12 protein-coding genes and 2 pseudogenes are annotated in these 12954 nt (G+C 56.2%); 4 read left to right on the top strand and 10 right to left on the bottom strand.

Going from position 1 to position 12954, the window contains the following annotated elements; all coding sequences use genetic code 11:
* Positions 1 to 6: 6 nt before the first annotated feature.
* The 3 genes from V9K92_RS02715 to V9K92_RS02705 form a co-directional block, all read right to left on the bottom strand.
* On the bottom strand, positions 7 to 2205 hold the full coding sequence (locus V9K92_RS02715) for a TonB-dependent siderophore receptor (protein ID WP_337353199.1): 2199 nt from the start codon (positions 2203 to 2205) through the stop codon (positions 7 to 9).
* Between the two features lie 370 nt (positions 2206 to 2575).
* Positions 2576 to 3511, bottom strand: a complete 936-nt coding sequence (locus tag V9K92_RS02710) for a FecR family protein (RefSeq protein ID WP_337353198.1) — start codon at positions 3509 to 3511, stop codon at positions 2576 to 2578.
* Between the two features lie 12 nt (positions 3512 to 3523).
* Positions 3524 to 4021 (bottom strand): RNA polymerase sigma factor, encoded by a 498-nt coding sequence (locus V9K92_RS02705; RefSeq protein ID WP_337353197.1) that lies wholly within the window; start codon positions 4019 to 4021, stop codon positions 3524 to 3526.
* Between the two features lie 389 nt (positions 4022 to 4410).
* Between V9K92_RS02705 and V9K92_RS02700 the strand changes: the two genes are divergently transcribed.
* Together V9K92_RS02700 and V9K92_RS02695 are read left to right on the top strand one after the other, a co-directional pair.
* On the top strand, positions 4411 to 4575 hold the full coding sequence (locus V9K92_RS02700; protein WP_337353196.1) for a hypothetical protein: 165 nt from the start codon (positions 4411 to 4413) through the stop codon (positions 4573 to 4575).
* Between the two features lie 170 nt (positions 4576 to 4745).
* Positions 4746 to 5920: pseudogene (locus tag V9K92_RS02695) on the top strand (ISL3 family transposase); the annotation flags it as partial.
* Positions 5921 to 6550: 630 nt separating this feature from the next.
* Here V9K92_RS02695 and chrA read toward each other — a convergent pair.
* From chrA to V9K92_RS02660, 7 genes and pseudogenes are all read right to left on the bottom strand, one after another.
* A complete protein-coding gene (chrA, locus tag V9K92_RS02690; RefSeq protein ID WP_337353195.1) occupies positions 6551 to 7960 on the bottom strand; it encodes a chromate efflux transporter in 1410 nt (469 codons plus the stop codon).
* A gap of 1 nt (position 7961) precedes the next feature.
* Positions 7962 to 8780, bottom strand: coding sequence for a sulfurtransferase/chromate resistance protein (locus V9K92_RS02685; RefSeq protein ID WP_337353194.1), 819 nt, complete (start codon positions 8778 to 8780; stop codon positions 7962 to 7964).
* Positions 8781 to 8971: 191 nt separating this feature from the next.
* On the bottom strand, positions 8972 to 9691 hold the full coding sequence (locus V9K92_RS02680) for a nickel/cobalt transporter (protein WP_337353193.1): 720 nt from the start codon (positions 9689 to 9691) through the stop codon (positions 8972 to 8974).
* Positions 9688 to 10134 (bottom strand): YqaA family protein, encoded by a 447-nt coding sequence (locus tag V9K92_RS02675; RefSeq protein WP_337353192.1) that lies wholly within the window; start codon positions 10132 to 10134, stop codon positions 9688 to 9690. The genes V9K92_RS02680 and V9K92_RS02675 overlap by 4 nt, the downstream gene beginning before the upstream one ends.
* A 242-nt stretch (positions 10135 to 10376) precedes the next feature.
* A pseudogene (locus tag V9K92_RS02670) lies at positions 10377 to 11168 on the bottom strand (protein-L-isoaspartate(D-aspartate) O-methyltransferase); the annotation flags it as partial.
* Positions 11169 to 11170: 2 nt separating this feature from the next.
* The gene (locus tag V9K92_RS02665; RefSeq protein WP_337353191.1) at positions 11171 to 11416 is read right to left on the bottom strand and encodes a hypothetical protein; all 246 of its coding nucleotides are present in this window, start codon (positions 11414 to 11416) and stop codon (positions 11171 to 11173) included.
* Positions 11417 to 11428: 12 nt separating this feature from the next.
* Positions 11429 to 11644: a hypothetical protein gene (locus tag V9K92_RS02660; protein WP_003555073.1), complete on the bottom strand. Its 216-nt coding sequence runs from the start codon at positions 11642 to 11644 to the stop codon at positions 11429 to 11431.
* A 326-nt stretch (positions 11645 to 11970) separates the two neighbouring features.
* Here V9K92_RS02660 and V9K92_RS02655 point away from each other — a divergent pair, with 326 nt between their 5' ends.
* Together V9K92_RS02655 and V9K92_RS02650 are read left to right on the top strand one after the other, a co-directional pair.
* On the top strand, positions 11971 to 12180 hold the full coding sequence (locus tag V9K92_RS02655) for a hypothetical protein (RefSeq protein ID WP_337353190.1): 210 nt from the start codon (positions 11971 to 11973) through the stop codon (positions 12178 to 12180).
* A gap of 12 nt (positions 12181 to 12192) precedes the next feature.
* Complete coding sequence (locus tag V9K92_RS02650; RefSeq protein WP_337353189.1) at positions 12193 to 12525, top strand: four-helix bundle copper-binding protein; 333 nt, start codon at positions 12193 to 12195, stop codon at positions 12523 to 12525.
* Positions 12526 to 12954 lie beyond the last annotated feature (429 nt).

The raw sequence follows: 12954 nt of genomic DNA, 5'->3' as shown, positions 1-12954 counted from the left end.
TGGACTTTACCAGCGCTTGGTCAGCGTGCCCATGATGGTGCGGCCTTGTTGCCAATAGCAGCTGCCGAACGAACACGTCGCCACTTCCTTATCGAACAGATTGGTTGCATTGATCGCCATCCGTGTTCCATCCCGCTCAAAGTGAATCGAGGCATCGATGAAAGTGGACGAGTCATTTTTCTTGATGTTCAGATCATCTGCAAAAGTCGAGCCAGTGAACCGGACCCCCGCGCCAAATCCGAGACCGTCAAGCACCCCTTCCCTGATCGTATAGTCGCCCCAGATCGATGCCTGATGCTCGGGCAGACTGATGGGCCGCTTGCCAACATTGCCGCTATTGCTCTTGGTCACTTCCATATCCTGATAGGTATAGGAAGCGGTGAGCTTCAGATTGTCCGTCAAATCGGCCGTACCTTCAAGCTCAAGGCCGCGCGAACGGACTTCACCTGTCTGGATGTTGCTTTGGGGATTGTCCGGGTCCGTCGTCAGCATGTTGGTCTGCGTCAGGTCGAATATCGACAGTGTCACAAGGCTGTTTGCCGTTGGCTCATATTTGACACCCACTTCGTATTGCTCGCCTTCGGTCGGCTTGAACGGCTCACTGCCTCTGGCGGCGGAGGTCGTGCCTGATGTCGGCAGGAATGACGTCGAATAGCTGACATAAGGCGCAAGGCCGATATCAGAAAGATAGGTCAGCCCGATGCGACCGGTAAAGGCGGAATCGTCCGTATCGGTCGTCGTACCCGCGAGCAGATTACGGGTTTCCATATTTGCCCAGTCGTAACGCCCGCCCAGCGTCAGCAGCCAGCGATCATTATATTTGATCTGATCCTGAATATAAATGCCGGTCTGATCGACCTTCTGGACGGTATTCGCCGATTCCAGGAACATCCCCATGTCGACTGGCTGGCCATAGGTAGGGTTCTCCAGATCCAGCGACGGCGCGAAGCCGTTGGTGACATGGGTTTTGGCTTCTATATGCTGATAGTCGAGGCCGAATAGAACCTTGTGTTCCGTCTCGCCTGCGTCGAATTCAGCAATTGCCTGATTATCGACGGTGAAGGAGTCTAGCCTGTCGTCGCGGCCCTCCCACACACGATTCAAGGTGCGCCCGTCAGTCACCGGTCCATACTGGTAGACATATTCCGCATCCAGATCGAGGCTCGCCCAGCGCAGTTTCTGCTTGGCCTGCCAGACCTCGTTGAAGCGATGTTCAAGCTCGTAGCCGATGGAATATTGCTTCTGATTGTAGCGGTCGTAGGAGGGTTCACCCGTAAAGATATGCGTTGGAGTTCCGTCGGGCTTTGTGTAGAAGAAATTCCAGCCGACCTCCTCTTCAAGAAAATCGCCGAGGATTGTCAACTTGGTATCTTCGTTCGGCTGCCAGGTCAGCGACGGCGCGATAAAACGACGGTCATCCGGCATGTCGTTGTGCTGATAATTGTCAGCATCGCGCACCACACCGGTCAACCGGTAGAGGAACTCCTTGTTCGCATCGAGCGGGCCGCTGAAATCGAAGGCCCCCTGAAAGCGGCGGTCGTTTCCGACTTGCCCCTGCACTTCGCGGATCAGTTCCTCGGTCGGCTTTTTGGTGACACGATCGACGACACCGCCCGGTGTTCCCTGTCCATAGAGCACGGAGGACGGCCCTTTCAGGACGTCTATCCGCTCCAGCCCATAGGATTCCGACTTGAACAGGGCGTAGACGTTGGTCGGCTGGCGAAGACCATTCTTGTAGTCGCCATAAAAATGTGAATTGAAACCGCGCACCGTCAACTGATCATAGCGCGGGTCTGCCCCGAAAATGCCCGTCGTGACACCTGCGGTATAGCGCAGGGCTTCAGCGACGTTCTGCGCGCCCTGATCGCGGATCTGGTCCTTGGTGACGACGGAAATCGCCTGTGGTATTTCGATGAGCGGCGCGTCGGTCTTGCTGCCGGTCGAGCTGTTGGTTGCAGTATAGCCCGAGCTATCCTGCTGCCCGCTGATTATGATCGGATTTAGCACGATCGAGTTATCAGGTTCGGTGGCGCTGGTGGTGATGTTGGAACTTGTGTCACCCAGGGTGACCGTATTGCCGCTCAACCGGTAATTCAGCCCGGAGCCTGCAAAAAGCCGGGCCAAAGCTTCGTTGCGAGTAAGGCTACCACGCACGCCGTGCGACCCCCTGCCACGCACAAGATCGGCATTGAAAAGCAGCTGCACGCCTGTCTTCCGCGAAAATTGCAGGAGCGCATCCGACAAAGACTGCGGGCCGATATCGAACGCGATGCGACCATCATTGTCTGGGAGCGTGGATTGCGCATTGGCGGCTGGAGACAACGCCGTTGTCAGAACCACAGCGGCCAAACCGGCCAGGAGCACATGCCGCGTTCTGGAAAGTATAAAAACCTTTCGCGTTACCGTGAATAACTGTCCGACCCGCATGATAGACACCGCCCCCTAGAGCGCCCTTCAAGCGAAAGGACGCGTTACAAATCCGGGATCCGTTTGATACGTCCCTGTAATACTAGACACCTGAGCGGCGCGAGCTAATGATCGGGCGCAGCATGTTTTAAGAAAATTCTGAAATAGCTCAACGCGAATAAACCAAAGCGATATAGCCACCCGGATTAACGACGCGGACCGGAAGGATATCAGCGATAATCTGCAGCGCATCGCCTGCCCGCCTGCTGTCGAAGACCGCCGTCACCGGTATATCGCCCGCGGCGGCGTCCAGTAGCAATATCCGTCCGCGCCGGTAACGCTCAAGGTCGGTCAATACCCGGCGCAAGGGAACATCCCTAAAGATGATGCGATCCTGCCGCCAAGCTTCGACAGGACCAGGATCAACTTTTTTAAGAGGCTCTACACCGCCCGGCCCGTAGCTGGCCTGCCAGTCCTTCTCAATGATGATGGGGCTGGAGTTGCCATCGTCAACGCGCAGTTCCACGGCATGTTCGAGAACGGAAACGAGCACGGTGTCGGATTCGATCTTCATATCGAATTTCGTTCCCAGCGCCCGGATATCACCTTGCGCTGCCGTTACGACGAACGGACGCGTGGCGTCAGATGCCACGCTAAAAAACGCCTGACCGCGATGGAGCCGCACACCGCGCATTTCCGGACGGAAATCCAACGACATGGCTGTATGGCTGCCGAGTTCCACCATGCTGCCATCCGGAAGAGTGAAACTACGCCGCTCGGCAATATCCGTCCTGTAATCGGCAGACATTCCCGGTCGGCCAAGCATGTAAAGCGACGGCACGGTGACGGCCGCCGCCAGACCACCAAGGACGACATTGCGCCGGCTGGTACGCCTGGCGCCCCGGAACTGATCATAGCTTGGCTGCACGACGTCAAAGCGGCTCCATAAATGCTCGGCACGTTGATACGCCGCTTCGTGCAGCTCACTCGCCGCAAGCCAGTGCTCAAACGCGATACGATCACCAGCGGTGGCCTTTTCATCGTTTAAAAGAACGAACCATTCCAGTGCTTGCGTAAAAATTGGATCGGTATCGCCGTCGACCATGGTTCCCCGTTACTATTGAGTTAGCTTCCTGTCCAGCGCGAGCATTGCCGCCACGATGTGCGAGATCACGGTATTACGCGAGACACCCATCCGCCCGGCGATCTCGTCATAGGATAAATCTTCGAATTTGTTGAGCATGAATGCCTCGCGCCGACGCGGTGGCAATTCAGCCACTGCCCGCAAAAGCCTTTGCAGTTCCGACCGATACAATGCCGCCATCTCTGGTGAAGGCCGCCCATCGGCAATCGTGTCTACTTCAAGCCCGGTCAGTTCCGTTTCACCACGGTGCCTCGTATCACGCAGATGATTGAGTGCCAGATTGCGCACCGTCTGCCTGACATAGCCAAAATTAGCCCCCGTCCCGTCCGTTCTTGCCAGAATATTGGCGAAAGCCTGTTGAACGACATCTTCCGCAATCGTCGGATTGCCGATTAGCCGACGCACGATCAATCGAAGACGCGTGTGCTCGGTTTCATATAATCTAGCCACGTCCGCTGTTCGGGTATCCATGGAAAATGTCGCAATCCGGAAAGGTATAACGCTGAGCCATTTTGCTTAGCTGCGGCAACGGTCACACGCAATCCTTCAAAATACTCAATGTTTTCCGGAGTTTCGGCAAACAAGAAATACCTTCCTGAAAAAATCAGGTTTTCCGTTGCAATATCATGGAATTAGAAAAAAGACGGCTATGACGGTTCGATTTGGCGTGATGACCCCGGCTATAAATTATCAACTTATGTTACTAATATGCCACGCAGCAACAGACCATTTTTCATATTCAGGGTGCCGTTTGATATGAGGACTCCCCATTGAAGATTGAATAATTTTCCCATCATATCGATGCGTCCGAGCCTGATGACACTCTTCAAGGCGGCACGATATTTTGTGCGGCCTACCGGATGAATCCAATTGCACGTCGTTTGAGGGACGCGCCCAAGCTGGCAAGAACCCACCGTCCCGACGTGGCGATGCTGAACACAGGTTATGCAATGGTCGTGGGAATAGAGGGCGGCATCATCACGGGAACGCAAGACGTCCTTCCGTCCACAAAGCCTTACCTGTAAGGTGACGAAGGACGACAACACCGCTCTGGTGGCGAAACTGCGCGACGAGGTCAAGGTTCTGACGGTGCACCGCGCCGGCGTAGCGGCCGGTGTCGCTTTGCATTTAATTCGGTTCTTCCTCACTTTGTGTGGTTAATAGATCCTTAACGTCGCAGTTGCTATCCACGGTGATGCGCACGAAATCAAAATGGTCACCCGGCCCAAGCGTCAACGTTCTGGGCATCTCTCTCGAAAGCGAAGCAAGTTGGGTTGTTTCCGCGGTTGCGAAACCAATCGGAATTTGCCCAGATTGCAGAACGCGAAGCCGTTATCGGCACGGTTGGTGCAAGCGCACTCTTCAAGACTTGCCGGATCAGGGCCAAGTTGTGAAAGTTCAGCTCGCACTGAATCGGTGGCAATGTAGAGACTTGGGATGTCAGCGTCGAACGTTCACCGATCGGCTTCCCGAGATTGCTTCACCTCGTTCGCGGCGAACCGCACGGATGGCGGCGGTTGTAGACATGATCGGCCACAGCATGGGCGGCCGCCCCGCTGAATATCTGATGGGCCGGCTTGGAATGCCCATTAGCGATGACACGATCCTTCGCCAGATTAAACGAAGGGCTTCCACCTCAAACCAGGATGCCAACTTAAGGGTCGTTGGCATCGATGATTGGAGCTGGCGGCGCTCCACACGATACGGCACAATCATGGTCGATCTTGAGCGTCGAGCAGTTGTCGATGTCCTGGACGATCGCAAGGTTGAGAGTGCGAAAGCGTGGTTAAAAGAACGCCCTTCTATTGAGGTCGTCAGCCGAGATCGCTGTGGTCTCTACGCACAGGCTGCCAGAGAGGGTGCGCCGCAGGCCAGACAGGTAGCTGATCGCTTTCATCTGGTTCAAAATCTCAGGACGGCGATCAAAGAGCAGATGAGCCTTTGCGGTCATGCCAACGTCAGACCAATATTGTCGGAAGACGCCATTACCAGCACCACTGTTCAACACCGCCGTGCCCGCCTGGCCCACAGACAGTCGCGCCAGGAGATATTCGAAATGTTCCACGATTTACGCCAGCAGGGCCTCACCTACAGCGAGATCGCGAGGCGCACTGGCTATGAGCGCCGGAGCGCAACAAATTGGCTGACTTCAAACGCACCCAAGGACAGGAACCGGGCCGCATTGAACCCGACATCGCCATTGTATTTGAAGTATTCCTAGCTGAATGCTGGAAAGATGGAAACCGCATTGGACGCCATCTGTTCCACGACGTCAAGAACCATGGCTACACTGGCAGCCGGTCCAATCTGGAGCGACTTTTGAAGGTATGGCGCAAGGCAGAAAACTTCCGATCCAATGAGGTGCCGCCCGAGGTGAATGTTCGAGGGTTGGGCACCGCGTTTTCCCGGTTTTTACCTCTACTATCCAAGCAGGCGCCAGGCGTCGCCAGCATTGCGTGCACTGATCGAACTCGTGCAACGGCGAAAAGCCTCACGTTGAAGTGAAGTATGGGCCGCGTCCCGACAAGCAAAGCGATAGGTATGTCATCCGGAATAAAATATCTTGTCTCGGTCGCTAAGCCCCATTGACTCCGATAGCCAATAGGACCGCGGCGCTTCGAAAGTGACGACTTGCCTGGGGATGCGTTTAGGTTCGACTGGTCCGAGGACTGGGCGATTATCGGCAATTAGCGACGGGCAACTCCACATTATGCAATGTGCCAACATGGATGCTCGGCCTTCGGCGGAAGGCATGCACTGTTACTGGTGTGATCGCACCCAATAAATTGAATTTAGCGTTTGTCCAAAGCGTCACTCATCAGCAAACCTTCCTTTGAAAATGCCGATAATAGGCGATTTCCAGGCATTTTTCATTGTAGCGTAGACGTCTACAATTCCGATTAGGAGCTGATTATCGCAAGTCGTTTCGGGCGGGTCCTGTCTCCCGCCATTCAAGACGCGTGCACTATCGGTGGCGATCAATTGGAGCTAGCTTCTCATTCAAACCGATCCGGCGGCCAGACGGTACAGAATACCCGCGACAGATGCCGCCAGTAAGGTGGGGATCATACCTACCTTGAACCGAAAGATGGCAATCAGCGCGAGGATGGCCAGGCTGGCTGATGCGACATTGATCGACGCCAAGATGGGCACATCCAGCGTCATCCCATATCCATGCCAGCGATCGACGTCGGCGAAAACGACGTGAAGGGAGAACCAGACCGCCAGGTTCACGATGACCCCAACCACAGCAGCAGTGATCGCCGACATGGCTCCTGTCAAAGCGCGATTGTTGCGCAGGCCTTCTATGAAGGGCGCACCGAGAAATATCCAGAGAAAGCAGGGCATGAAGGTGACCCAGGTCGTCAGGATGGACGCGAGAGTCGCAGCCATTAAAGGAGAAAGCGTGCCGGGATCGCGCAAGGCTCCCATGAAACCGACGAACTGAACGACCTGAATCAATGGTCCCGGTGTCGTTTCCGCCATGCCTAGACCATCAAGCATCTCGCCGGGTTGGAGCCATCCGTAGTTTTGCACGGCTTCCTGAGCCACATATGAAAGGACCGCATACGCTCCACCAAAAGTAACCATCGCCATTTTGCTGAAGAAGATGCCGATGTGGCTGAAGACGCTGTCTGGCCCCATTATCAGTAGAATTGCAGCAACGGGTGCCAGCCACAGGACAAGAAACACTGCCGATATTTTCAACGACCAGTTCAGATTGGGACGGGCGTGCGCTGGAGTCAGTTCACCAACCAGGGAATCCTCATCGGCCAACCCAGGGCCTGACGCTCCATGACCGCCACCAATCTGGAACCGAGATGATCCTGCTCTTCCCCCGACATAGCCAACAACACCGGCCGTCAGGATGATCAGCGGGAACGGCACCCGGAAAGCAAAAATGGCAAGGAACGCGACGACGGCGATCAATACCATCAGCCGGTTTTTCAGCGCTCGTTTGCCGATCCTGACCACGGCTTGCAGGACAACCGCCAAAACGGCCGCCTTCAGGCCAAAGAACAGGCCTTCCACCACCCCGACATTGCCAAAGATCACATAGATGTAGCTCAGCGCCAGGATCGACAAAAACCCGGGCAGCACGAACAGGATTCCTGCGACAAGACCGCCCTTGGTCTTGTGCAAAAGCCAGCCAATATAGATGGCGAGTTGTTGTGCTTCGGGGCCCGGCAAGAGCATGCAGTAGTTCAAGGCGTGCAGGAACCTGCCCTCTCCGATCCATCGCTTCTCGTCGACGAGGATGCGGTGCATAACCGCAATTTGGCCCGCCGGGCCACCAAAGCTCAGCGCGGCAATGCGGGCCCAGACACGGACAGCCTCGCCAAAGGAGATGCCGTGCCCCCCATGGGCCTCGGTCGGCACCGATACAGTTTTGCCTGTAATATCCGACATCTCACGCACCAGGCTTTCGGTTGGGCCAGTTGTGTGTCTCGTCCGTGGCATCCCGGCACCATCGGTAAAAGGCATCGTAAAGCAGCATGCCTGCTTCCAGTTGCTCCAGATCGTCGGAGAACATCCGCGATAGGCCAAGGGAGACCGCCAGCAAGCCTGGAGCCTCCGGAGCGAGACCAGGCCTTGCGGTGTCGGCTCCTCTTACGATCGTAGCGAGCCTCGACAGAGCTTCCGACTTAAGGCCGAATTCCTCGATCATTACGTCGAAGGTGCAAAGTTCAGCCCTGTGACTCCAGAACGCGTCCTCAATGTCGAACGGCGCGGCGTCAAACCGATCCGCAACGGCTGCAACTTCAGAAGGGGTCACAAAAAGGAACACGGCGTCAGGATCGACGAAACGACGGATCAGCCATGGGCAGGCTATCCGGTCGACCTTGGGACGGGCACGCGTCACCCATACGGTTTTTCCCTTTTGGTCAAGGGGCGGCAGCTTCGATACAGGGACTACAGGCAGTCCCGCACCGATCCATGCCTCGCACCCGCCGCCAAGGCTCTCGGCGAGGATGCCGTTATGACGCAGCAGCGCCGCAGTTCCTTCGCTGAGCTTCTTGCCTTGCTGGCAAATGATGATGGCGCTTTTGCCTGTCAGTTCACGTGCCCAGTCGCCAACGTTTTTGTGAGACCGCCTGCGTGAGCTTGGTATCAATCGCGGATCCAGCGCAAAATCATCATCAATGCGCACATCAATGAGTACAGGGCTGAGCGGAGTGCCGATCAACCGGGTTAGCTTGTCATGTGAAATAGTCGTCGTAGAAGACATGTCGCGTCCTTCCGTCAAGTCGGTTTGTTGGACGCGATACTTGGGCTGTCGCCTCGTGGGGAGATCGCAATCCCCATGCACACTAAATTGCCAGCTATCGAAATTATGTCAAGCCATCTATTCGACTAGGGCCCTCTGGAGCCCGCCGCCGTGACCGATAAAAACTGGCAACGACGCAAGCAGTTCCGTGATCATCGAACCAGAACTTCGCGAACCGCGACCAGCACCAGAATTAGTCCGGCAATTGCTTCTATTGATCTGGAGGTGTTTGCAATCAGTCGCGGTCTGGTTTTAAACAGCCGGATCAATTGGCGGCTGAAGAATACCGACATCAAGGCTACCGTTGAAAGGGTCAATGTCACGCCCATCATCATCATGGCCGCGAAGGCAACGCCGACTTGCGGCACGCCGCGGGTCATGGCGAAAGTCATGACGAACAAGGTAAGCGGGCACGGGATCAGCCCGGCCATGAAACCAAATGCCGCCCCCTCTCCGGTATCATGATGATGACCTGTACGCCTCAAAGCGCGCCAGAGCATCCACAGGCCGATCAGCCCGAGAAGTCCGCGACTGATGCCTTCAAGCAAAGGGGCACGCCCCACGCTGCCAAGAGCAACCGATACGAGTGGCAGCGATAGCACAGCAATCAATACCGCCAAGGTGACATGTGTGAATGACAAGGCAAGAGAGGTCAGAAGTGCCCGGGCCATACTGGCGGATGATCCCGCGAGATATGTCGCAAGGATTGTCTTGCTGTGACCTGGCGTCATGGCATGCAACGCACCGAACAAAATACCCATTGGGAGGAAGGCTCCATAGGCAGCCCAGCTTCTGTCGCCTGCAAAAGCATTGATGTGCTCGGCAAAGGCGAGATAGATTTCTCGCTGGAAGTCGATCACCCATTGGATCATGACAAACCCATCCATCCGGTCGTCAGGGCAAGTACGGCCAGATAGCGGCCAATCTTTGCAACTGCGACAAGCAGGAGAAAACTCCAGAACGGCTCTCGCAGCACGCCGGCAACGACGGTCAGTGGATCGCCGACGATGGGCATCCAGCTCAGCAGCAATGTCCATTTACCATAGCGGCTATACCATCCGGCTGCACGGTCCAAAGATTTCCCGCTGACGGGAAACCAGTATCGGTTCCGAAACCGTTCAATGCCAGCGCCGAGTAGCCAATTTATGGCCGATCCCAGGATGTTACCCGCGCTCGCCACCGTGATGAGGATCACGGTGGAATGGGTTCCGTCAAGCAATAGCCCAGCCAGAAGTGCCTCGGATTGCATGGGCAGGATGGTAGCGGCGATCAAGGCACTTGCAAACAGCCCGGCATAGACGGCAACATCACCCATATTGTTGCTCTACGGCTGGTATGGCTTTTCTAACCCACATGCGGCCATTCATGGTGGTGGCGATCGATGACGAAAGGATGGGAATGCCGCTTTCCTTCAGTGGACCGCCCCTCCTGCCAATGCGGGTGATCGGGCGCGAGCCCGTCGTGGCCGTGCTCGATGGTGTCAGGATCAGCGGAAGGCCACAGCCACGTTGCGAGTAGAAGCGATAGCCAGGCGATGGCGGCCAGAACGAGGAAGGTCAGTGTTATAACCCGCCGGTCGCCGAAGCGATCGAACGGAGCTCCGAAACCCGAAGCGTCGATCGCGGGAAGCTCTTCGGCTGCCTCGCCGATCAGCTCCTGAAGAGATTTACGGACCGGGCCAGGCGAACGCCCGTTGTCTTGCTCGATCCAGCCTTCCGCGCCAACAAGCGGCACGAACATCACGCCGCCGAGATCCTCTTCCTCGAACTTCGTGGCAGACATCCGTGTGACGCGCAGCAACCGCTGTTCTTCCGGATGTTCGCCAACCGGGATCACCAGCCGTCCACCAATGTCCAGTTGCTCCTGTAAAGTTACCGGGACGGAGGGTCCGCCGGCCGCGACCACGATTGCATCGAATGGAGCCCTCTCGGTCCAGCCCAAGGTGCCGTCGCCGACCTTCACCGTCACATTGCTATAGCCGGACCGGTGGAGACGCCGCTCGGCTTCACTTGCGAGTTCGCCATGGCGCTCCATGGTGAAGACCTCGGAGGCCAGCTCGGCCAGAATCGCTGCCGCGTAGCCGGAGCCCGTACCGATCTCCAGGACACGATCCGATGGTTCGATCTCGGCTGCTTCCGCCATTCTCGCGACGATAAACGGTTGGGAAATCGTCTGGCCACTGCCGATAGGCAGCGGACTGTCTTCATAGGCGAATTCTTCGAACCCTTCGTCCACAAAGGACTCACGGGCGACCCGACGCAAAGCTGCAAGAACCCGCTCGTCGCGCACCCCTCTGCGAGCGATGTGCGTTTCAACCATGCGATGTCTGGCGAACGCGAAATCCAACACCGTCAGCCGTCCGCGCGCGGCTTGTGATGCGCGCTTTCCTGGTTTTCGCCGCGGATAATCTGCCGGTCGTCCTTGTCCGTTAGCTCGACCCGCTTGTCGTGAAGGCCTTCGCCGCCGACATGGGCATCCCGCGCCTGTTTTGATCGCTTCAGCTCTTCGTCGACCTTGAAGTCGTCGCCGGCATTGCTGGTGTTTTCGCGCTTCTCGATAATGCGCCGCTGTTGCTCGTGGGTTTTCGGGCCAGCCATATCGGCCTCCTGTTATTTATTGGTGCGTCCAGTGCGATTGGGATCGACGCCACCTTGCGCGGTGACATCATTCTCGACGTCACCCTTGAACGTGTTGTCTCCGTCAAGGCTTTCGTCCGCGTCAAGGATGTCTCCACCCTTGATAGTGCCCCTGGAAGTGCCGATCCCAGGGTTTTGTCGCAAATCCTTGTCTGACGGCGTTTGAGTCTTTGGATGCTGATTGGCCATTCGAATCTCTCCTCACTCTGGTTAGGCGCGCTTCAGTTGCGTCAGGAAATGGAGTTTTGGCTGTCGCGGTATCTCTTGGGGAGTGCCCGCCAGACCTTCGCCACCTGACCATCATCGACATGCTCTGCCAGCACGAAACACATGACCTGACCGCTTCTTTGGTGTTAACGGGCCGGCTGGATTCTCATCGAGGCCTCCTCGCCTTAATGGCCCCTTACGTGTACGAACTCATGAAGAGCGCGCAGGTTCCGGAACAAATTTCGTCGCCCCGGGTTTCTTGAAAATCATCAATTTTTGGCTCGCCGACGAAAGCGGAGGACTTTGAGATGGCCCACAGCAACAAGAAGCATTTCGGTAAGGGAACACAGGGAAAAGGAGCCGGCGCCGGCGCAATGACCGAGATCGATGGAGACACGGTCGGAGACAACGAGGTTCTTTCGAACCGCGACAAGAAACAGCATTCGAAGGAGCGCGGCCAGGACGGCAACGCAATCAAGACAGAGCAGCAGGATCATTCCGCGAATCGCCGGCCATAGGAGAGCATAACCGTGACCCATATAAGCCCCCAAATGCAGGCCTGCGTCGAAGAATGCCTGCGCTGCTATTCAGTCTGCCTGTCGACCGCGATGAACCATTGCCTTGAAATGGGTGGCGCGCATGTCGAGAAACAACACTTCACCCTCATGATGGCTTGTGCCGAAATGTGCCGGACCTCAGCACATTTCATGCTATCGGCTTCGCCACACCACAGGCATACTTGCTCTCAATGCGCCGAAATCTGTACCGAGTGCGCGGATGACTGCGAGCGGATCGGAGATATGCAGGCGTGTGTGGACGCCTGCCGGCGCTGCGCCGAAAGTTGCCGCATCATGTCCTCCTGACGCGCCGGAGCGCCAGGCCCAGTCTGGACGAAATAGCGGCCGACGGCCGATGACTTTGCCGGAAACCATAAACACGCCGTCATCCTCCGAGAAAGCCCGAGCCGCCGAACACGATGACGAACCTGGGGTCTGGTCAAGCGGTACCTGGCTGTCTTTGTTGATCGTCCATCGTCCCAAATGGTGATGTCGACGAAACGTTCAGAAATAACCACATCCAAAAACCGTCTTCACGTTGTGGTTCATCACTGAAAGAGAGGCAGATGGCCTCAGGTCTTGAATGGAACTGAACCGCTGACCTATAGATTACTGCTGCGTACAAACAGGAAAGTGATCAGCAACCCTTCCTTTGAAAATGCCGATAATGCGCGATTTTCAAGCATTTTTAATTGTAGCTCAATGTCTACAATGCCGCTTGAGGGACTGTTTTGT

It is taken from the genome of Phyllobacterium sp. CCNWLW109 (genome assembly GCF_037203905.1).
In the GTDB taxonomy this organism is placed as follows: domain Bacteria; phylum Pseudomonadota; class Alphaproteobacteria; order Rhizobiales; family Rhizobiaceae; genus Phyllobacterium; species Phyllobacterium ifriqiyense.
Note: the sequence above shows the minus strand (reverse complement) of the source record. Positions and strands in the feature narration are given on the sequence as shown.